Annotated in this window: 20 protein-coding genes; 6 read left to right on the forward strand and 14 right to left on the reverse strand. The window is 51.9% G+C overall.

Annotated elements, in window-relative coordinates; all coding sequences use genetic code 11:
* The 6 genes from AC6I7T_RS05885 to AC6I7T_RS05910 form a co-directional block, all read right to left on the reverse strand.
* Positions 1-2,382, reverse strand: coding sequence for a hypothetical protein (locus tag AC6I7T_RS05885; RefSeq protein WP_497792399.1), 2,382 nt, complete (start codon positions 2,380-2,382; stop codon positions 1-3).
* Positions 2,379-3,752 carry a DUF1501 domain-containing protein gene (locus AC6I7T_RS05890; RefSeq protein WP_497792400.1) on the reverse strand — a complete coding sequence of 458 codons (1,374 nt, stop codon included), beginning with the start codon at positions 3,750-3,752 and terminating at the stop codon, positions 2,379-2,381. Before AC6I7T_RS05890 ends, AC6I7T_RS05885 begins: the two co-directional genes overlap by 4 nt.
* A 31-nt stretch (positions 3,753-3,783) precedes the next feature.
* Positions 3,784-5,334, reverse strand: coding sequence for a DUF1553 domain-containing protein (locus AC6I7T_RS05895; protein WP_497792401.1), 1,551 nt, complete (start codon positions 5,332-5,334; stop codon positions 3,784-3,786).
* A gap of 327 nt (positions 5,335-5,661) precedes the next feature.
* Positions 5,662-6,465: an alpha/beta fold hydrolase gene (locus AC6I7T_RS05900; RefSeq protein WP_497792402.1), complete on the reverse strand. Its 804-nt coding sequence runs from the start codon at positions 6,463-6,465 to the stop codon at positions 5,662-5,664.
* A 36-nt stretch (positions 6,466-6,501) separates the two neighbouring features.
* On the reverse strand, positions 6,502-6,837 hold the full coding sequence (locus AC6I7T_RS05905) for a PspC domain-containing protein (protein ID WP_497792403.1): 336 nt from the start codon (positions 6,835-6,837) through the stop codon (positions 6,502-6,504).
* Positions 6,838-6,921: 84 nt separating this feature from the next.
* A complete protein-coding gene (locus AC6I7T_RS05910; protein WP_497792404.1) occupies positions 6,922-8,133 on the reverse strand; it encodes a tetratricopeptide repeat protein in 1,212 nt (403 codons plus the stop codon).
* Positions 8,134-8,321: 188 nt separating this feature from the next.
* Here AC6I7T_RS05910 and AC6I7T_RS05915 point away from each other — a divergent pair, with 188 nt between their 5' ends.
* Positions 8,322-8,771, forward strand: coding sequence for a hypothetical protein (locus AC6I7T_RS05915; RefSeq protein ID WP_497792405.1), 450 nt, complete (start codon positions 8,322-8,324; stop codon positions 8,769-8,771).
* Here the strand turns inward: AC6I7T_RS05915 and thiD are convergent.
* Complete coding sequence (thiD, locus tag AC6I7T_RS05920; RefSeq protein ID WP_497792406.1) at positions 8,728-9,567, reverse strand: bifunctional hydroxymethylpyrimidine kinase/phosphomethylpyrimidine kinase; 840 nt, start codon at positions 9,565-9,567, stop codon at positions 8,728-8,730. The genes AC6I7T_RS05915 and thiD overlap by 44 nt on opposite strands.
* Positions 9,568-9,850: 283 nt before the next feature.
* Here thiD and AC6I7T_RS05925 point away from each other — a divergent pair, with 283 nt between their 5' ends.
* The gene (locus AC6I7T_RS05925; RefSeq protein ID WP_497792407.1) at positions 9,851-10,372 is read left to right on the forward strand and encodes a septal ring lytic transglycosylase RlpA family protein; all 522 of its coding nucleotides are present in this window, start codon (positions 9,851-9,853) and stop codon (positions 10,370-10,372) included.
* Positions 10,373-10,421: 49 nt separating this feature from the next.
* Entirely contained in the window at positions 10,422-11,180 is a 759-nt protein-coding gene (gene pyrF, locus AC6I7T_RS05930; protein ID WP_497792408.1) for an orotidine-5'-phosphate decarboxylase, read from the forward strand.
* A gap of 135 nt (positions 11,181-11,315) precedes the next feature.
* Here pyrF and AC6I7T_RS05935 read toward each other — a convergent pair whose 3' ends face one another.
* From AC6I7T_RS05935 to AC6I7T_RS05950, 4 genes are all read right to left on the reverse strand, one after another.
* A complete protein-coding gene (locus tag AC6I7T_RS05935) occupies positions 11,316-11,618 on the reverse strand; it encodes an ATP synthase F0 subunit C (RefSeq protein ID WP_497792409.1) in 303 nt (100 codons plus the stop codon).
* Between the two features lie 139 nt (positions 11,619-11,757).
* On the reverse strand, positions 11,758-12,492 hold the full coding sequence (gene atpB, locus AC6I7T_RS05940; RefSeq protein ID WP_497792410.1) for a F0F1 ATP synthase subunit A: 735 nt from the start codon (positions 12,490-12,492) through the stop codon (positions 11,758-11,760).
* Between the two features lie 56 nt (positions 12,493-12,548).
* Positions 12,549-12,959: an ATP synthase subunit I gene (locus tag AC6I7T_RS05945; protein ID WP_497792411.1), complete on the reverse strand. Its 411-nt coding sequence runs from the start codon at positions 12,957-12,959 to the stop codon at positions 12,549-12,551.
* The gene (locus AC6I7T_RS05950; protein ID WP_497792412.1) at positions 12,956-13,213 is read right to left on the reverse strand and encodes an AtpZ/AtpI family protein; all 258 of its coding nucleotides are present in this window, start codon (positions 13,211-13,213) and stop codon (positions 12,956-12,958) included. The genes AC6I7T_RS05945 and AC6I7T_RS05950 overlap by 4 nt, the downstream gene beginning before the upstream one ends.
* Positions 13,214-13,346: 133 nt before the next feature.
* Here AC6I7T_RS05950 and lysS point away from each other — a divergent pair, with 133 nt between their 5' ends.
* Positions 13,347-14,906 (forward strand): lysine--tRNA ligase, encoded by a 1,560-nt coding sequence (lysS, locus tag AC6I7T_RS05955; RefSeq protein WP_497792413.1) that lies wholly within the window; start codon positions 13,347-13,349, stop codon positions 14,904-14,906.
* A gap of 124 nt (positions 14,907-15,030) precedes the next feature.
* Here lysS and AC6I7T_RS05960 read toward each other — a convergent pair whose 3' ends face one another.
* A complete protein-coding gene (locus tag AC6I7T_RS05960) occupies positions 15,031-15,447 on the reverse strand; it encodes an Rrf2 family transcriptional regulator (RefSeq protein WP_497792414.1) in 417 nt (138 codons plus the stop codon).
* Positions 15,448-15,585: 138 nt separating this feature from the next.
* Here AC6I7T_RS05960 and AC6I7T_RS05965 point away from each other — a divergent pair, with 138 nt between their 5' ends.
* Entirely contained in the window at positions 15,586-16,383 is a 798-nt protein-coding gene (locus AC6I7T_RS05965; protein ID WP_497792416.1) for a TIGR00282 family metallophosphoesterase, read from the forward strand.
* A gap of 313 nt (positions 16,384-16,696) precedes the next feature.
* Here AC6I7T_RS05965 and AC6I7T_RS05970 read toward each other — a convergent pair whose 3' ends face one another.
* Positions 16,697-17,206 (reverse strand): DinB family protein, encoded by a 510-nt coding sequence (locus AC6I7T_RS05970; protein WP_497792417.1) that lies wholly within the window; start codon positions 17,204-17,206, stop codon positions 16,697-16,699.
* Positions 17,207-17,402: 196 nt separating this feature from the next.
* On the opposite strand from AC6I7T_RS05970, the gene AC6I7T_RS05975 reads away from it, so the two are divergent.
* Positions 17,403-18,386, forward strand: coding sequence for a helix-turn-helix transcriptional regulator (locus AC6I7T_RS05975; protein WP_497792418.1), 984 nt, complete (start codon positions 17,403-17,405; stop codon positions 18,384-18,386).
* A gap of 198 nt (positions 18,387-18,584) precedes the next feature.
* On the opposite strand, the gene AC6I7T_RS05980 is transcribed toward AC6I7T_RS05975, so the two are convergent.
* Complete coding sequence (locus tag AC6I7T_RS05980; RefSeq protein ID WP_497792419.1) at positions 18,585-19,910, reverse strand: hypothetical protein; 1,326 nt, start codon at positions 19,908-19,910, stop codon at positions 18,585-18,587.
* Positions 19,911-19,927: the final 17 nt, after the last annotated feature.

Below are 19,927 nucleotides of genomic sequence, written 5' to 3' on the forward strand. Positions count from 1 at the left end.
TTAGGGGCGTACAACTTCAAATGGAATTGCAGGCAAGGTCCCGAGTGACACAACGCGATTGGCTTTTGGATTGGCAGGATTCTGGGGCTTAATTATGGAGGCTTCCATGATGAAATTGCCCTTTAGTCCCTCTTTGATCTTGCCATCCACCTTGAGGTGAATCTCAATAGCATTGTCGGATTTTGTAATCCCTGAAATGCTGATACCCTCAGGAGCATCGATTAATTTCACATCCCATTGATTTGCAAGCTGTGAGGCGGGGACTCCGACACGAATCGAAGCTGTGCCTCCACCATGCACCTTGATAGAGCTATCGCTGACCTTCCAGATGGAATCGCGGTGTCCAGATCCAAATACCAGCACCAGTCCTTCCTGGGCCGGTACCAGATGATGCCAGGCAAAAGCTTGCATCATATCGTCGGCAGGAACAGCTGCACGATACACAGGCCGCCCGTCGATTTGTGCTTCCCCTTCCAGCAGCAAGTTTTGTGGTTGAGATATCGCTACGGGAGGAGCCGTCAAAGTAACACGCACTTTATCGGCAGAAGAGGATATGACTCCGCCATGAAGAACCAGTCCCGATGGCCCATCTTTCACGTGCAAAGATATCTCGCCATGGAAGCCGTCGTGCCGCAAAGCATAGACCGTCACCGGGATCGTTTCCCCGGGACGAAGGTTGACTGTTGAAGGAACAAGCCTCAATTCGAAATCAGGTCGAGGATGACTCAGGCGCAATCGATAGGAGTATTCCAATCCCCCGCTATGCTGAGCGTCCGTGAGGTGCAAGAAATATGTCCCTTTAGCAACAGCCCGATAAAGAAGCAATGAATCTGCCTGATGGGTTATCAGTGCTGAAGCTTTATCCTCCGCATCGTCGTTAAAGGCCAGTCGCTTACCATTTGCATCCGTCAACGAGAGTACAGAATCGAGTGGCGACCCCAGTCTCCGGGCATGTACCTCGGCTGCGATCTCCTCTCCACTCTGAGCATCGATCCGAAAGATGTGAACATCGCCAGGATGGGCAATCCGGCCGTTGACAATTGCAGGTAGCTTGATGCGTTTTGCCTTTTTGAAATCGGTCACGGACTGTATCTGCGTTTTCTCAGGAAGAGAATCGACTTCGAAGGGGACAGAGTTTGCATTCCAACCGCTCGCTCCCACGGTAAGCAAATGAAGACCCGTCTCCCGAGTGGATGGTCTATAGTTTGTACTACCAAGATTCCAGCCTGACAGCTCAAGGCGCGGATGACTTCCCTCTTCGCCACCGAGAGGGAAAATGCTGGTTACATATGGCAATTCTCCTATCGTGATCCGATAAACAAAATCTTCACGTCCACGGTAAATAGCATCGCGTATCTCCACTGTGTAGTTGCCATCTTCAGGAATGTCCTGTTCGATAACGGGATCTTGACTAAAGCGGAAGTGATCGGCCGAAGCAAGTTCATGGCCTTTCGGGTCATAGAGTGCCAGATTGGCTTGAAACCAACCAGGAACAGCGTCGGAAAGGTACGGGATAAGAGCACGCGTCTTCGCCTCTATCACCAGATGTTGTCCCTTTCGCGCACGGAAACAATAACGGTCGGGACTTCCAGGCATCATCTGCCCATTCACGATAATAGGGAAAGAGACTGTAATGGGAGCAACTGCAGCGGCAGAATGGGCCTGCTCGGAAAGAGAAATTCCACCTCCGGCAGATAAAGAAGGAGAAACATACTGCGGCGGCTGCGAATACTCGGGCAGATGATCGACATAGAAGACAATAGGATTGGTCATCCCTCGGTCCGTCAAAAGGCGAAGCTCATGACTCCCAGACGTAGCGTCAGAAGCCACAACAACGTGCAACTTTACGGAACGGGAAAAGGCTGGAGCCATTATCATTCGTGTCGACTCATCCAGCTTCTTTTGAATCTCCTTAACACGCTCTCTGTCTACTGGAGTCCATGGAGTAACAACGACTACCGATTTAAAATTCAAAGGAGGAGTTGTACCTCTCTCCTTACTCGTTGTTACACCCGTCGAGAGTGTGCGATTATCCGCCGCAGGAGCTACGGATGGCACATTTGCTGCTGGAATAGGTTTGCCGGGAGTACCGTTATGACTCTCTCGTATCTGCTGTAGTTCTTTTGTTAATTCTTCTTTCTGTGCGGTCGATAAGGGACTGGTAACAGACGTCACCGTTGCTTGAACACCTTTACCTGAAACAAATACTGCGCGAGCACCATCGAGAAATTGTCCACCCACGGTTGCTTCGAAGGTGGTTCCCTGCCTACCGCCTGCAGGATAGAGATACGCAGAATGAGGAGGATTTTGCTGGGCAACTACCGCCGACGATGTTGCCATTGCAAAGACACATAGGATTGCCCTAGTGAAATTGGACTTCACAAAATCTCCTTCAGCAATCCGGCGGATCTCACACCCTCATCTTTGCGGGGACCAACAGAAACCAAAGACCCTAATGGATGCGGCAGCCTTGTATCGAGATCAATTCCGAGCAAGGAATAAATACTCGCAATCAAATCCATCGGATATACCGGCCGCTCCTTCACCTCCTCACCACGAGCATCGGAAGAACCTACAACGTGGCCTCCCTTAAATCCTCCTCCGGCAACAACCGACGAAAATACTTGCCCCCAGTGATTGCGGCCACCATTCCAAGGAGCCTCCCAACTTACCTTCGGAGTACGGCCGAATTCTCCGCCCCACCACACGATCGTGCTATCCAGAAGACCTCGGGAAGAAAGGTCCTGTAGTAGTGCAGACATGGCTTTATCCATCTCAGGAAGGCGCCTACGCATAACCTGAAAGTTCTCCTTATGCGTATCCCATCCACCTGCATAATTGATTGTGATGTAAGGGACTCCTCGTTCTACCAGGCGACGAGCTGCCAGACACGATTGACCGAATGTATTCCGACCATACATATTGCGCATGTCATCCTTTTCCTGGGTCAGATCAAAGACCTTCCCGCTATCGCCCAAGATCAAGTCGTATGCCTGATGTTCGCTATCATGCCATGTCGCCAACTGAGGACTTCCTTGCAGTGCCTTATCGAGCGCATCGAGCTGATGCAGGATTTCACGGCGACCGCGTTGACGCTGATCTGAAATACCCGGTAATACAAGGCCCTCTACCGCAAAGCGGTTCTGCGCGGGATCGCCGCCCGTAGCAAATGGTTTGTATTTCAACCCCAGGAAACCCGATTCTGAAAAACGCCCCTGTGGCTCCGTAAGGACGATATAAGGAGGCACCAGGCTACTGTAACCGGAATTGTATCCCTTACAGTAAGAAACTACCGCACCGACACCAGGGAATACGTCCCGCCCACCTGAAACACGGCCGGTCTGAACCTCATAGGAAGCGGTCTCATGTGCATTTACCCCATGCGTCATGCTTCGAATGATGGAGTACTTGTCTGCGCATTTGGCAAGAGAGGGCATGAGTTCGCAGATGCGGATGCCTTTCACATTAGTTTCAATTGGATGATTCAGTGGACCGGAGTAATCGCTGCCGGCTTCCGGCTTAGGGTCGAAGGTATCGAGATGGGATGGTCCGCCCCACATCCATATCTGGATAACCGACTTAGCTCTTGCATTTTGCTTGGAAGAAACAGCCAAAGCGGGCAGGCACCACAGATCCTCAAATACCAAACCTGCCGACCCCAATAAACCTAGACGCAGTAGCTCCCGTCGTGAAAGATCACTCGCAGGCAACAGATTCGAGGACTCAGGATTACTCTCGTTATCAATGCTCATTGTTACCGTCCCTTGCAAGGCATAATTCGGACTAATGGTGATAAAGGAATTCCGAGCTGTTCATCAAAGCCCAGGCGATATCGATCAACGACTGACGGCGATCCAAGCCGCTCGATTGACAATAGGACTTAACGATCTTCCCTTCGTCTTCCTTTGGATAACGTGACAGAATTGTCAGATATAGATTTCTTGTGACAACTTCAAGATTGGAACTGGAGCGCAATAACTCCTGCATTGCAGGCCCTTGCTCAATTTTGCGCTCAATATGGGTGGAGTTCAGCAAGTGAATCCGCTGTGAAGCCGAGGGTCGATTATTACGCTCGGATGCTAATCCCGTATCTCGTGAAGGACGCCCGAATAACTCAAGAAATGAACTGGAGATACTTCCATCCGGAAGTGTAACCGCTCTCTGCCCATCAGGCATAATGGTATACGGCTCAGGAACCGCACTCGCATACTGTTCACCGATTCCAGTAATCCGGCAAATAGCATCAATTAGCACTTCAGCATCGAAGCGCCTTACCGGATAATAAGCAAACAGCCTCTCCGCATCCGGACGACTACTACGAGGGATACAGCTAAGTTGATAGATGCTCGAATTGAGAATCAATCGATAGATTGGCTTGAGCTGAAAATGGTGCAGAACAAGCTGCTGCTCAAGATACGCAAGTACTTCAGGATGACTCGGCGGATTATTGGGACGAAAATCGTCTGGTTCCTCCACAAGACCCCTGCCAAAAAGCCACGCCCATATACGGTTGACTATAGTCTTTCCAAACCAGGGATTCTTTGGCGACGTCAGCCAATCGGTAAAGGTTACGCGCGGATCGCAATCTGCACGCAGATGCACCCGCATCCCATCGGGCAGATTGATATCCGCTCTGGAAAGAGTCTTGTTAACATCGTAAAAGACGATCTCCTCTTTCCATTCACCTGTCGATTTGTAACTGATTTGGGAGAAAAAGGTCGCCAACTCCCGCCATTGTGCAGGCGTCCATGCTGCCGCGCGAACTCCCATAAAGGCTAACGCCACCGCCTGAGCCAGACTCTGCGGATCACGGCTCTGCACTGCGCGATAAAAATTTACCGGACCTACACGAAAGTTACTGCCGTTGGAGGTCACCAACTCGCGCACGAATCGGTCGTAGGCTTTATCCTCCCGCAACGAGGTATGAATCCAGCGGTAGTACTCCTCTGCGGCGACAGGCCAGAGATTAATTGGGAATTCGGCCTTGATCCGCAACAAATCGCCCCAGCGCATAGCCCAGTAGTCGGCAAATTCATCTCGTTCCAGCAGATGATCGATAAGTTCTGCACGTTTGTTAGGATTCGAGCTATCGAGAAATGCGGAGGACTCCTGCACCGTCGGCAGAACTCCGATCACATCGAAATAAGCTCGTCGAAGAAAGGCTTCATCCGAACTCAGGTGAGCCACTTGGATACCGGAGCGCGACAGTCGCTGCAATATGAACTCATCGATCTTGCCGCGGATGATCGGAGTGCTTCCACTTTCAAAGATGGAAGCACTCCCACCTTGTAATCCGGCGCGGTTATTCGGTGAATTGGGAACGAGTGAGGGCACAATCCATCCTGTTTGCTTGCCGCAGCTCGAAAGTTACCCACTACGCCAAGAAGGGCATAACACTTCCAGCAAACCCTCGTGGCAGGTCGGGAGTTGCGAAAAGCTTGGTGACGGCTGTCATGCCCGCACGTGATAAACAGGACCGATATCGAAAAGATGAATGCGTAAATTTGCTGGTGGCAAAATCAATCGTGATTGCCGAAGGTTGCGAAGAACGGCTGTCTTTCTACCCCAGCAAACACAAAGGCATGTTTGCCGGGGACTCCGATCTTGACGGAAAACCGCATAAGCTTTCGAGACTTGGTCTATATCTTTGCGTGAAATGCGCTAGTACTTGTAAGAGCGAAGAACGCGGTTTAGGAATCCACCGATAATTTCCGATACAGGTTCGGGCTGCTCATAAGCCGCAAGGTGTCCGGTACCCTTTAACAAATGGTATTCGGAATTTGTGACCACTTGAGCTAAAGCCTCAACCTCCGAGGGAGTACTAGCCTTGTCTTCTTCGCCAGCGATGGCAAGTGCCGGTACAGTAATTGTTCGCGCCGTATCCATCGAATCCGGGCGCGCGGCCAGACCCTCTTGAAGAGAAACCGCCGCTTCGGACGTAAGAGCCATCATCGCGCGGACTTCAGATCGAAGCTGAGGGTGATTCAACTTTGCTGTGTTGCTCAGCAGATTCTCTGCAGAACCGTCGAGGAAGCCAGCGACCCCGTTAGCGCGTATTGAAGCAATGGTTGCAGCTCGTTTTGCCTTTGCCTCTTCGCTATCGGGCTGAGGTTTGCTGCAACAGAAGCCCATAGCCCCGATCCGCTGAGGAACCGTTCTCCATAATTCGAAGAGAGTGTAACCGCCGAAGGAACAACCAACAAAAGCCGCGATCTCGAGGTTCAGGTGATCCAGCAAAATGCGGATATCGGATCCAAGACGCTGAATTGTGATCGGATGATTTCCCATCGGGGACAGACCATGTCCCCGCATGTCGGGAATGATAAATCGATAGTGAGCCTTCAAGCGCTCTGCAACGGGCAGCCAAAAGCGATGATCCAGCGGCGCCGGGTGCAATAGGACAACAGGAGAACCATCTCCTACAGATGTATAAAAAAGCTGCGTTCCCTCTGCTTCGTAAAACACCTTAAAAGCGCTCTCCTTTAGCTCAACGGCTGTTGCTCAATTGCCCACGGGAGGCATGCTTGAACCACTCGTCAATTCTAAAGGCTGTTCCGGCATTAAAATCCACGCGATTAAATAAGCTATTTCGCCAAACGGAAAGCAAAATACTGCCAAGAGAGCCGTAACAATACGAACCGGTGTGATGTCCCACCCATAGCTCACCGATAGCCCTCTACACACACCTGCGATTGCCCTTCCCTCGCGAGGACGGCTTAACGGACGACGAGGCACTACGGGAGTGGACACAACCGGAAAGCCCGTCTCCGTGCCGCAGGCGGCGCAAAACCTCGCTCCATCATTTACATTACTGCCGCAATTTTTACAGAAAGGCATTCCCTTCCTCCTTACGCCATCTGTCCAGATCGCAAAATCGATCCGTTGTGAGATACGCAGCTTCAGCCGCTATAGTTCCCTCCACTACTTCCCCGAATAGGGAGAATGGATATACTTCCGCGCCTGATCCGCCTGACTTGATTCAGCACCGGCATCGATTGCGGCCCGATAATCTTTAATGGCCTTATCTCTCTGATGCAACAGATCATTACATTGTCCAGCAGCGACCAGAGATCTGCGCTTCAGCTCGACACCAGCCCCGGGCACCCAGGCGGCCTGTTCATAGGCATGCGCTGCTTCTGCATACATCCGCTGCCCACGAAAGCACTCAGCTTGACCAAACCATGCCAGATCGGTGTGGGTTCCAGGAAAGAATCCGTTCTTCTGAGATTCCTCCAGAAGATTGCGATAAGCAGCGATAGCTCCCTTGGCATCTCCCGCATCTTTCAGGAGGTTGGCCTCCTCCAGCCAGAACAGAAAATCATGCGGATATTGAGCCTTCAGCCCACGAACCACACCAATGGCCTCTTGATATTTGGCTTCGCGCCGCAGGAAAAGTGCAATCACCGTCTTTGCTTCTACGGAAGTGATAACCCCACGGTTGGCATCGTCGTGGAGCAGTTCCATGCCTTTGCTCTTTGAACCGGTAATCCCGGCAAAGCCAATCAGAATCTTGAAAGGAAAGGGCAAAGCCCCTACCACATACTGATAAACACCGACTACCAGCTTGGCATCCACATAATTAGGATCGGCTTGCAAGACATGCTCATGATCGCTGCGCGCCTGAAGCGCCAGGTGCATTCCCGAACGAAAGCCCCGCTCCACCATAGCCAGATAGGCAGCCTTCAAGCTGCGTCCCCACCCACGGGCAAAGAGCGCATCCAAATCCTTCGGGTTACGCTGCAGTCGAGCATTCGCCTCATTCTCGACCTGATCTTGGAGACGGAAAATACGATCCCGGACTTGGGGGTCTTCTGGCGTCGGATGCTTCCCGCTCAGAAATCCATCATTGGCATAGAAGGTGGTATCCAACAGATCGAGATGGAAAAGTTCCCGAAAGATCGTTGTATTTAGTACATAAGCCGTTGCGATAGGCTCTCCGGGGTGAGCAGCCTGAACACGCTCAAACCGCTGAAGGGCTCCGTCGTAATCCAAATTATAAAAATGCTGGTACGCTTCGCGAACCAATGGATCATTGTTTAACGGATGCGTGCGAACACCCTCGGCCTCCAGGGGAACTGCAAATGTCCAACCAGCTACCAAGATCCCTATGAGGGCCCAAGCCATCTTCTTCATTCTTCTACTCAATCCCGATCTGCCATTGAAGAGTGAACGAACCACTCCGACAGCAACTTAGTCACTTTGTTCTTCTTCCTTATGTTGACGCAATTCAACCACGAACGGGAACTGTTCCCTGAAGTTCTTCTTTCCCATCGAAATCACAGACCTGCGATACTCATATCTCAATCTAAAAGAGTCCTGCTATGACACGATCTGAGATTCTGCGTATTGTTGTCAGTCAGGCAAAAGAGAATGGCTTTGCCTTTCGGAAGTGGTTCCAGGAGCATATTCGCAATGAGTGGCCTGGCAGTGCCGAAGCCGTAAACTTGCTGTCCACGGAAAGCCGCTACTACGGATTGCTCTTCTCCCATGAATTCGCCCGCGCCTTTTGGAATAAGGGTGCACAGATGACCTTCATTGTCCCTGCCGCCAGCTACACACGCCGTAATGCCCAGGGGGAGATCATCACGGTGGAAAGAAAAGCCTTCACGCGCCGGACCATCAAACCCAACGTCTGGAAGTACCATCTCCGCCAGATGGCTATTGCCGACGACCCCCTACGCTACATTCGCCGCTTCCTCCTTATAGAAGAAGATCTGGAGGTTGCGCCTAAAGTTGTGAACGCCCCTCATTCTCGCCCTCGTCCAAAGTGAACAAATGATTAAGCGGACCATGTCCTCTGCCAATAGGGTACGCCGTCTGCAATGCTCGAGTGACATAGGTCTTCGCAGCTTCCGCGGCACGCCTTGAAGAGAGTCCCTTCAGCAACTGACAAAGAAGAGCGCTGGAAAAGGTACACCCGGTTCCGTGCGTGGAGGTAGTTTCGACTCTCTCCCCGGGAATCCAGAATGCCTCGCCTCCGGTTGTCAGGACATAGTCTTCAGGAATAGGCAGGTGCCCTCCAGTCACCACGACATTCAGCCCTCTGCCTTGAACTTGAGATTGCAGCTGTTGCGCAGAAGCTGGAATATCGTCGCGATTTCGTACAGTACATCCACTCAGAACCTCTAGCTCAGCAAGGTTAGGAGTGATCCAAGTAACATGAGGGAGAAAAGATTCTTTCAAAAAGCCTAGATCAGCCTGTCCATTCAAGGGCATCCCCGAAGTGGAGCGCAGGATCGGGTCCAAAACCACCTCTTTCGAGGGATAAGCCTCTAAAAAGTCCTTAATTATTTTTAAATTTTGTAAAGATGCAAGCATTCCAATTTTGATCCCATCAAAATTGGCGTCTTCTGCTAGACATTTAAGCGTCTGCTTCAGAATTTCCGGATCGACCGCATGGGAGGCGAGGACACCCTGGGTTGACTGAACTGTAAGCCCTGTAATGGCTGCCATCCCATAAATGCCATGTGCAGCAAATACTTTTAAATCAGCTGTAATGCCCGCACCGGAAGAGGGATCAAACCCGGCGACAGTTAGCGCGATGAGGCGCCCTCGAGGCGTCTTCACAGGCGTAAACGATCTTAGGGAGTTTTGACTAAATGAAGGGCTATCCATTTTCTCTGTTAGTAGGCCTCCCTTGACCTCTGACCTTCATCCTACATAAAAGTCTTTTTTCGACTTGTCTAGTTAGTACTGTAGTTAACTTATTTATCAACAACTTAACAGTAAACAAATATTTCATTTCGCCTAGCACAGGCAACGCAATTTTGGCAAGGAGGGAACGACGAGCAATTCCTTGTGTTTGTTTGACTTAGGGCGCCTAGATTCCTACAATTTTTGACGGAGGAATATGATCTCTATCGCAAATCGAAAACGTTCAATCCGAATGCCCCTTGTGACTGGTGCGGTGATGTCTCTTATGATCGGACTTTCCGGTGCGAAGTCCACCGATCCAGTTATTCCCCCTTCATCCATTCACCCCGCTACCAATACTCCCTCGCAGGAGCAGGACCCGCAGCAGAAGCAGCAGAAGCCGAAGCGGCATTGGTATCAGTTCGGGCGCGCCTCCTGGTATGGACATCATTTCCAGGGACATGCAACAGCTAGCGGTGAGTCTTTCAACATGAATTCTCTTACGTGCGCCCACCGGAGTCTTCCGATTGGTTCGTTGATTCGCGTTACGAACCTGAAAAATGCTAGATCCGTGGTGGTACGCGTAAATGATCGCGGTCCAATTCTGGGGAACCGCATCATCGATCTCTCTTATGCAGCAGCCAGGAGCTTGGACATGGAAGGGAACGGCGTCGCACCTGTACGTTTGGAAAAGGTGAACGACAGCGATATTGCCCAGCTCAGCACTCCGGCCGCATAGAGACCCCCTCTCGCGCCAGCGCAGCGCAACTTCCTCTACAATCAGAGGAATGACTACTCCCTCCAACCCATTGGAGACGCTACCGATTGCGCCAGGGAATAATGAAATCACCCTGGCGCAGAGGAAGCTGATCGTCGCTCTCGATTTTCCTTCCAGTACCGAGGCCCTGGAATTGGTCGCTCGTCTGGAAGGCACTTGTCATTGGTTTAAAGTCGGGCTGGAACTCTATCTGGCTGCGGGCAATACCGTCATCGAAGGCCTGCTCAAGCAGGGATATTCGGTCTTTCTTGACCTGAAGCTGCATGACATTCCGAACACTGTCGCGGGCGCTGTGCGCTCAGTAGCCTCACTAGGGGCTCAGTTGCTGACAGTCCATGCTTCCGGTGGCCCAGCCATGCTAGCCGCAGCACAAGAGGCCGCAGCCTCCATTTCCGGGGCACCCAGGCTCTTGGCGGTAACGGTTTTGACGAGTATGGACCAGTTCCAGCTTGCAGCTGCCGGAATCACATCTTCACCCTCTGCACAGGTCGTCACCTTGGCAAAGATGGCCGTTGCTGCGGGGATACCAAACTTTGTCTGCTCGCCGGAAGAGTTGGCATCTCTTCGTCCAATTGCCGGCACAGAGGGGATTCTAGTCTCTCCAGGGATTCGCCCGGCAGGGGCTGAGGTTGGAGATCAAAAGCGCATCGCGACGCCAGCAGCGGCCATCGCTGCAGGAGCAGATCATCTGGTGGTAGGCAGGCCTATCACTCGCGCGAAAGATCCTCGATCAGCGGCATTGGCCATTCTGCAAGAGATCCAGGGCTAACGATCCTCAAGGATTCCCGTTCATAAAAAGGGTTCAAATACAAAGCGGCCGTCGCAAGACGGCCGCTTTGTATTTGGAACTTGATACTGCATTTCGGAATTCAATAAAAGTCCGAAACACAGGAAGACAGTCTGCTTACTTCACCTTCAGGAAGATGATAACGAGGGTGAACAGAGTCAAGGACTCGATGAAAGCCAGACCGAGAACGAGCAAAAGCTGAATGCCAGCGCGAGCTCCTGGATTGCGGGCAAGAGCTTCGGTTGCCGAAGCAGTGGCCTTGCCCTGGCCAAGACCGCAAAGTCCGGCTGCAAGAGCCATACCTACACCAGCGCCGATCGGCACCAGGCTAATAGCAGAGCCTCCACCAGTCTGAGCAAACGCAGGCATTGCCATGAAAAGGACTGCCAGCGTCATAAAGAAGTACTGAAGTTTACGCATACTGTCTCCTGCTTCCCTCGAATGTCACCGCCAGTGGGTGGTTGGCGCTCACCGTGCTGGCACCCTCACGCTCGCGGCATTTTCCTGCTGGAGTGGAAGCCGTCTCCAGAGGAAGAAACTTAAGAAACTCTTCCCTGCTCTAGTGTTCGTGTGCGACAGCCACGGACAGGTAAATCATACCCAGCAGCATAAACACATACGCCTGAATGATGGCCACTGCGAAGTGGAGACCAAGGAACAGGCAAGGTATACCGATGGGAACCAACGAGAAGAAGACCAGAGTCAAAAGGTCGCTGGCCAGCATATTCGCATAAAGACGGATGGTGAGCGACATCATACGTGCAAGATGCGAGATGATCTCAACCGGAAACATCAAAGGCGAGATCCACCACAGTGGCCCCATGAAGTGCTTTACGTACCCAACCGGACCTTGTTCGCGAACGCCGTGGAAGTTGTAGTAAAGGAAGGTAAGAAGCGCAACGCCAAGCGGAACGTAAGCCTTACTGGTTGAAGTTTCTACTCCCGGGAACAACCCTGTGAAGTTGTTCAACACGACGAAGAGAAAGATCACCGTGACAAAAGACTGGTACCGCTCGTAGCCGTGACCAATAATCTGCTCTGCCTGGCCGCCTACGAATCCGTGGATCATCTCGGCAAGCTGTTGAACCTTACCCGGATTTTCGACGTTGAGGCTGGCACGCACAGCGATAAAGAACAGGAAAAGGCCCAGCGTAACCGCAAATTCCAATGCGAAGGTGTTGTCGATTGGAGCAGTAGTGTTAGCAGGGTGAATCCCAAGCATAGAGAGGAGCGCGGCAATCGGATGGCCGAAGGCTGCATTCAGCAAGCGAGTAATCAGTAAGTGTTCCTGCATGGCCTCAAATTCTGTTCTGTCAATTCCTGTTGCACATTCCCCAGGCTTGTCTCGCTCTACTGTTTCAGCAGTCGCACTGCTTCAATCGACAGGCCGACAACTGCCAACGCCAAGCCTGCCACTAGAGCAAAAACAGATCCGTGGAAACATATAAGACTACCATAGAGAAGCCCGCCAGCGACCAGAAGTCTTAGAAAAAACGCTGTTAAGACCGGTCCAAGTGGACGAGGATTCTCTTGCTGATCGAGTCTCGCGTTTACGGCATTGATGAGCCGCTGCCACTCCCACAGACCACTGGCAGAGATCAGGGCTCCTACTAATAAAAGCACGCCGGACTGCCATCCTATTGTGAGCGAAAGCACAACGAAAAGAATCACAGCCAGGATGGCGGTCAATCGAATGGCGCGTGTCAGCGCCGCTTTCAGATCGGCATCGGAGAAATCGAGAAATGTACTGCCTGTTGTCACGAACGCTTTCCTTGCCCGGAATGTAATACCAGGCGAACGACATAGCTGAGCCCGGCTGCACCGCCCACCAAAATTCCCGCAATATTGATCCAGGTTTGATGGAGATGCTTATCGAGCCACGAGCCAAAGAGCCAGCCCAGAAAGACCGCACACGGCAGCATAATGGCGATCTGGATCAGTTTTTCGGCCTCAACCAGAGCCTGTAGCCCCTCGCTAGGCTGTTTCTTGTTCTTTTGGGGCGGCAGATATGGCATGTCAGTTGTCTCCGCTTGTTTATACAACATTCTGGGCATCGTAGCCCGATCCTGGCCAGCGGGCGAACGATATACTGACGGATGTCACCCATAGAATTTTGACACCCTAGCTCTACTAGGAAGAGGAAATAGCGTGTTTGAGTCAGAGTTTGAGCGAAACCTCTTTTCGCTCCGCAAGGAAAAATTAGCCCAGATCGCGGCACTGGGTCAGCAGGTATATCCGAACCAGTTCTGTGCCACCCACACAATTCAGGCGGTGCGTAACCAGTTCGGAGAGAAATCCGCCGAGGATCTGGAAAACCAGCGCACGACTGTGGCCATCTCCGGACGGATTATGGCCATCCGTGCCCAGGGAAAAGCGGGCTTCGCCCACCTCCAGCAAAATGGGGAACGACTGCAGATTTACGTCCGCAAAGATGCTGTTGGAGATCAAGGATTCGCTCTTTATAAACTCCTGGATCTTGGAGACCACATCGGAGTCAGCGGTTATCTGTTCCGTACGCGCACCGGCGAGCTAACGATCCATGTCGAAACCGTTACCTTTCTGGTAAAGGCAATGCTGGCCCTTCCGGAGAAGTATCATGGCCTCGCCGACGTCGAGACCCGCTACCGCCAGCGCTATGTCGATCTATTTGCAAACGTGGAGACACGCGACGTCTTTGTAAAGCGGGCCAAGATATTGAAGGCTCTGCGCAGCTACTTTGACGAGCGTGGCTATCTGGAAGTTGAGACTCCGATGATGCAACCCATTGCAGGCGGAGCGGCAGCCAGACCATTTAAGACTCACCACAACGCGCTAGATATGCCCCTCTATCTCAGGATCGCTCCCGAGCTCTATTTGAAGCGCCTGGTTGTAGGCGGGATGGATCGCGTCTATGAAATTAATCGCAATTTCCGCAACGAGGGTGTCTCAACCCAGCACAATCCGGAATTTACGATGCTCGAGTTCTATCAGGCCTATGCCAATTACCACGACCTGATGGCCCTGACCGAAAATTTAATCAAGACTGTCGCACTCGAAGTCAATAAAACCACCGTGGTTGAATTCGATGGCAATCAGATCGACCTGGGAACATGGAAACGCTACTCCATGCGTGAAGCCATTCTGGTCTTCTGGCCTGAGGCTGCGGGCACAAAGCCGACGATGGACGACTTCTCCAGCGACGACAAGGTAATTGCACTCGTCGAGCGACTCAGGAAGTCCCATGTTCAGGTTGAATGGAAGGCTGGAGAGCCCAGAGGTAAAACCATTGCCAACATCTTCGAAGCAGTGGCGGAAGAGCATTTGATACAGCCAACGATCATTTACGACTTTCCGGTCGCTGTATCGCCGCTGTCGAAGAACAAAGCAGACGAGCCCGAGTGGGTAGAACGCTTTGAGTTCTACATTGGGGGCTTCGAGTTGGGAAATGCCTTCAGCGAGCTCAACGATCCCGAAGAGCAGAAAAAGCGCTTCGAGCAGCAGCTTTCAGAGCGCGAACGTGGTGATGAAGAAGCTCATCAAATGGATGAAGACTACGTTCGCGCCCTTGCTTATGGCTTACCCCCCACAGGAGGAGAAGGCATCGGAATCGATCGTCTTACCATGATCCTGACCGGATCCAGATCGATTCGCGATGTGATTCTTTTCCCGCTTCTCCGTCGTGTACAACCGGAGAAGTCTGAGACATCCGGAGAGAAGGCAACGCAGTAAAACAGTTTTGTTTGCCTCTATTCCTTCGGGGAAAGTATCCGTGCAGGTTCTCAAATCCGAAAATCTGCACGACTATCTCTGTCCCAAATGAATACACTTATCTTGAGAGATAGCAGAAGTCCTGCTATCTCTTGGTTTTTCTTGCTGACCTTTTCAGAAGCTGAGCCAGACTAGTCTGGTCCAATGCCTCTTCAAGGGAATGCTGCGAAGACGAGAAAATTTTCGTCAACGGAGCATCGATGCGGGCTATGGCAGCGCCACTGCTTTTCGGTAAGTGAAAAAGCGGTCCGCTTTCCAGAGCACGGTATATGTCGCCAAGGGTGATAGCTTTTGCTGGACGAGCCAATTTGGAGCCCCCGCTCGGACCTTTCGAGCTGGTTACCAAGTCGGCTTTGTGCAACGAAGCCAGTATTCTGCGTATTACTACAGGATTTGTGTTGAGCTCTTCAGCTATTTGGATTGACGTTTGAAGCGCCTCCGGTTCTGTCGCCAGGAGGACGAGTGTATGCACCGCGGTAGCAAATCGATAATTCACGGCCATTTCGACACGCTAACATAAGTTGAGAAAAACATCACGCGTATGTAGCTAAATAGTTCTCTTTGTTCCAGATGTCTCACATTCGGGCGTTGATCATAAGGTCATGCTACGATCAAATTTCTTAGACAGGAGTTTTCTTTTTTGCGAATTCTTTTTGTAGGAGATGTATTTGGAAGTGCCGGTCGGCGCATCGTTCAAGCACATATTGGCCATGTAATCACCGAACGAAAAGTTGACTTGGTAGTCATTAATGCCGAAAATGCAGCCGGCGGTTTCGGAGTCACTCCTACTATTTCCGACGAACTCTTCGACTTGGGAGCGCATGTACTTACGACAGGCAATCACGTTTGGGATAAACGCGAACTCATCGATTACATGCAATCTGTGCCCGTAGACAGCGATGCTCGCCCCCGCCGTATCTTGCGTCCTGCAAACTATGCTCAAGGTACCCCAGGATATGGATCTTTCGAAGGTACACTTCCCTCGGGCGAAAACTATGCTGTTATCAATCTCCAAGGAAGGGTTTTTATGGGCTCTACGGAAGATCCCTTCCGGCGGGCCGACGAGTTATTGAAGCAAATCAAGGCTCGTGTCATCCTGGTAGACTTTCATGCCGAAGCTACTTCAGAGAAAATCGCACTGGGTTGGTATCTCGACGGCCGTGTAACAGCAGTTCTTGGCACCCATACACATGTACCAACTGCAGATGAACGCGTTCTCCCGGGAGGAACAGCCTTTCAGACCGATGTAGGCATGAGCGGACCTTACGACAGCATCATTGGCGTGGAAAAAGACCTGGTCCTGCACCGATTTCTCACTGGAATGCCCGGTAAATTCGAAGCGGCCAAAGGTAATCCTAAAATGTGCGCGGCACTGATCGATTGCGATCCGTCCTCCGGACGAGCATCTTCGATTCAAAGATTAATGCTCGGTGAATAAGCTGAAAAATCTTTGAAACGAGTTACTGGAACTTAGAGAAGATATTCAAGTTGCGCCAAATTCGTCGCAGAAATCGGATTCGAAACTTTTTCTGCGACGAAGACGCTTTTTGCCCTACTTAGGCGGGAGACGTGGCTGAACTTAGAGCAATTTCAGCCCTGGACGTCGGTCCCCAGTAGCCAGTTGCGCCACCTTCCCGGCTTGGTCTTGAACCGAAATTCAGATCTAAATGCCCCAGTATCTGGCATTAAAGAGCGCACTATAGCGCCATCCATGCGTGAACAGGCCCTTCTGCCATGCGCAAGCATGGCGGTTACATTCTGGCTTCATCAGCGGAAGGACCATAGATAGCCGGAACTGAGGCGTCGTTCAGCCGAAGATAGACCGTCAATTGTCCGCGATGATGCGCCAGATGACTGAAGACGGAGTCGCGGATCATCTGATACCTCGGCATCTCCCCCACCATGCGCCCATGAGCAAGCAGCCGCAAGGAAGTTAGCAGATGTTCTTCGGTCGTGTCCCTGAGAGCTTCTTGCGCCTCAGCAATGGATACATTGAGCGCCTGCAATAATTCACGGCTGGTGCTTAGTGGGCGGAGAGGGTAAACAGAGTCTTCTAGGAGTGCCCTGTCATAGCTATCCTCGTTGATCATCTTTACGATCCAGGCAGGCATTCGGGCAATTAAAGCAGCTAGATAGCCCAGAGGCATTGATTTGGCATGGGGCTGCCAGGTTGGTCTTCCCGCAGGAACGCTCTCCAATACCCGGCAGGTCATATTTGCCTCCCGCTCCAACTCACACAGAAACAGCTCCCTAATCTTCATAAAACCTCCTCCGGAGGGGCAGTTCTCCGCCAAAATGACTGGTCCACAAAACGCACATGGAGAACCGACCTAAGCCTGCAATAGAGATTATTTCCAGAAACATGACATCTGATGTCATATTTCATAAAGAAAATAGAAATATCTGTCAGAGGCTCAAGAGTCAGACAGGAGATGAGCACCAACCGGGGGATACGCCATGAGAGCCGACCGTTTGCTATCGATTCTTCTTTTGCTGCAAGCACACGGCCGTCTTACGGGCCGGGAGCTCGCAGAACGGCTCGAAGTCTCGGAACGAACCTTACATCGCGATATGGAGGCACTGAGCGCGTCTGGAGTACCAATCTATGCGTTACGAGGTTCTCGCGGTGGCTGGCAGCTAGACGAGAACTGGAGAACTCAGGTACCCGGCATGGAACAGGCAGAACTTCATGCGCTTCTGATGGCCCAACCAAGGGTCATTGGAGACGCCCGGCTGGAAGCGGCAGCGGAACGAGCATTAAACAAACTGATGGCGGCACTCCCCGTCCCAATGCGGGAGCAGGCAAGCTCAATCCGCCAGCGGCTGTTTGTCGATACGACAGCCTGGAAAGGGACTGCGGAAGATCTTTCGATGCTACCCCTTGTGCAGGAAGCTGTAGCGAGAGACCGCAAACTATTCTTCCAATACCAGAAGACGAATGGTGAACGCTCGGAGCGTATCGTGGACCCTCTGGGCCTGGTTGCTAAGGGAAATACATGGTATCTGGTCGCACGCACGGGCGATCACTTCAGAACCTACCGGGTATCCAGAATCCAATTGGCGAGGTTACTCGATAGCAATTGCGAGAGACCGACAGATTTCGATCTTGCTGCCTATTGGAAGTCATCTACCCGGGCATTTCAAGAAGAGAGAAACAGATATAACGCAATCTTGCATTTGCACCCGAGAGCAGCACAGTGGATGGAAAGCTGGCAATCTACCTCCCCAGTAAAAGCAGAAGGTGGTGGGAACTCGAGAACCTCGGGTTGGGTAGCAATGCAGGTGCAATTCAGCAGCGAAGAAGAAGCGTGTTCTGTTGTGCTGGGCCTGGGAACGAACGTAGCCATTCTGGAGCCGGAGTCCTTACGCGAGCGTGTGAGGAAAGATTTGGCAGCAATGACAGAGCAGCACGGGAACGACGGGAACTGCAGTCGTAACTAGAGCAATTCCCAGCGAACTTTGTCCGATTGGGGTTTAGTTAAGAACCGCTTTCCTTGGCGGAAAGCGGCACCGGACTACCCTGTCTGGAATTGCCAGAGGATGAGAGAGTCGAAAGATTGGGTCAACCCTCAATTGACTACGCCAGCAAACAAAAGGGGCGGCCGAAGCCACCCCTCCTGAGCATTGAGAAAGAAGGTCTTACTTACGACGTGCCGGTCCTGCCTTCGGCTTAGCCGGACGAGCCGGGGCCTTCTTAGCAGGAACTTCACCGTCCTTCATGATGATCATCCCTGGATTCTGGGTATAAGAATCGAAGGTAGCGATCAACTTGATATCGGTGCCCGCGACGGGAACATCGGTATCCTTCAACGGGGTTTTCAAATTAACGGTGAAGTCAGCGGTCTTGGAAGCTTTGGCATCATCCGTGACTGCCAGCTTGATCTGATTGGCATTCGCTTCGACGACCTGTCCGGGAACTTCGGCCGTAACATCCTTCATCACAGCCCAAAGCTTATCTGCATCTTCCTTGGATCCATTAGCAAGGATAAATTCCTTATCCGAGAGAGCCAGGGTCTTCAGATCGCCAGTGGTCGAAATTGCCTGATGAGCCAGTTCCTGAGGAGACGGCGGCGGTGGCGGCTGGGTGACAGAGAAGCCAGCAGGCGGGAAAACCGTCTGGGCGACCTTTGCCTTTACATCCGCATAGCCTTCGTCGCTGCCATGGTACTTCTTGTACCAGTAGAGGGCTGCCGTATCAATCTGGCCCTTTTGAGGTTCAGACATGAAGTTGGCAGCACGTGCCAGGAACCAGAATCCGTTGAGCAGATCCTTCGGGTTCTTCTGCACGTAGGCGTTCCCCAACTGATAGGTGTCATAGAGTCCAGGACCCTTTTCCGTTTCGGCGGGTTGCATAGTCTGCAGTTCTTCGCGGAACTCGGAGATTGCAGTGTCATAGTCCTTCTTTACCAGAGCATCCAGACCAATGGTGCTATGGAAAACAGGAGTTGCAAACGCCTTGAGCTTATCAAAATCACCCTGAGCCATCGCTTCCGGCTTGGGAGCACTGAGTCCACGCTTGGCCAAGGCGGTAGCGTCGTCTAAAGCCGGTTGTGCAGCTGCAACATCCGATTTGGAGAGATCTTGAATAGCCTGCGACCTCTTGATGTAAGCCGACAGTAATAAAGCCCTCAAATTGTTCGGATCCACCTGCAACACACGGGAAGCTGCGTCCAAGGCCTTTGCGGTATCAGCAACAGGCGGTTGGGAGTAAATCGTCATCAGTACTTCGAGCAGAGCGGGTTTTACGACGCTCTGGGGGTACTTTTGCAGAAAACTCTCGATTGCCGCAGCCTTCTGCTTGGGATCTTGTAGGCCAATGGCATTGTTGTAGTCATTAACCTCGGCTGGATCTTTGATTGTGATCTGGCCTGACTGCGAGCTTTGACCTTGTGCCATGGCATGGGGCGCAACCGCGAGGGCGGTGCTCGCAAAAGCCAACACGGTTACTAATACGACCTTCTTCATTCAACGCTCCTAGGAAA

The organism is Humiphilus diazotrophicus (assembly GCF_059726315.1).

Coding starts and splice junctions, on each gene's coding strand:
- AC6I7T_RS05890 (WP_497792400.1), bottom strand. CDS start 3,752: ATGAGCATTGATAACGAGAGTAATCCTGAGTCCTCGAATCTGTTGCCT.
- AC6I7T_RS05905 (WP_497792403.1), bottom strand. CDS start 6,837: ATGCCTTTCTGTAAAAATTGCGGCAGTAATGTAAATGATGGAGCGAGG.
- AC6I7T_RS05910 (WP_497792404.1), bottom strand. CDS start 8,133: ATGAAGAAGATGGCTTGGGCCCTCATAGGGATCTTGGTAGCTGGTTGG.
- AC6I7T_RS05915 (WP_497792405.1), top strand. CDS start 8,322: ATGACACGATCTGAGATTCTGCGTATTGTTGTCAGTCAGGCAAAAGAG.
- AC6I7T_RS05925 (WP_497792407.1), top strand. CDS start 9,851: ATGATCTCTATCGCAAATCGAAAACGTTCAATCCGAATGCCCCTTGTG.
- pyrF (WP_497792408.1), top strand. CDS start 10,422: ATGACTACTCCCTCCAACCCATTGGAGACGCTACCGATTGCGCCAGGG.
- AC6I7T_RS05935 (WP_497792409.1), bottom strand. CDS start 11,618: ATGCGTAAACTTCAGTACTTCTTTATGACGCTGGCAGTCCTTTTCATG.
- atpB (WP_497792410.1), bottom strand. CDS start 12,492: ATGCAGGAACACTTACTGATTACTCGCTTGCTGAATGCAGCCTTCGGC.
- AC6I7T_RS05950 (WP_497792412.1), bottom strand. CDS start 13,213: ATGCCATATCTGCCGCCCCAAAAGAACAAGAAACAGCCTAGCGAGGGG.
- AC6I7T_RS05960 (WP_497792414.1), bottom strand. CDS start 15,447: ATGGCCGTGAATTATCGATTTGCTACCGCGGTGCATACACTCGTCCTC.
- AC6I7T_RS05970 (WP_497792417.1), bottom strand. CDS start 17,206: ATGAAGATTAGGGAGCTGTTTCTGTGTGAGTTGGAGCGGGAGGCAAAT.
- AC6I7T_RS05975 (WP_497792418.1), top strand. CDS start 17,403: ATGAGAGCCGACCGTTTGCTATCGATTCTTCTTTTGCTGCAAGCACAC.
- AC6I7T_RS05980 (WP_497792419.1), bottom strand. CDS start 19,910: ATGAAGAAGGTCGTATTAGTAACCGTGTTGGCTTTTGCGAGCACCGCC.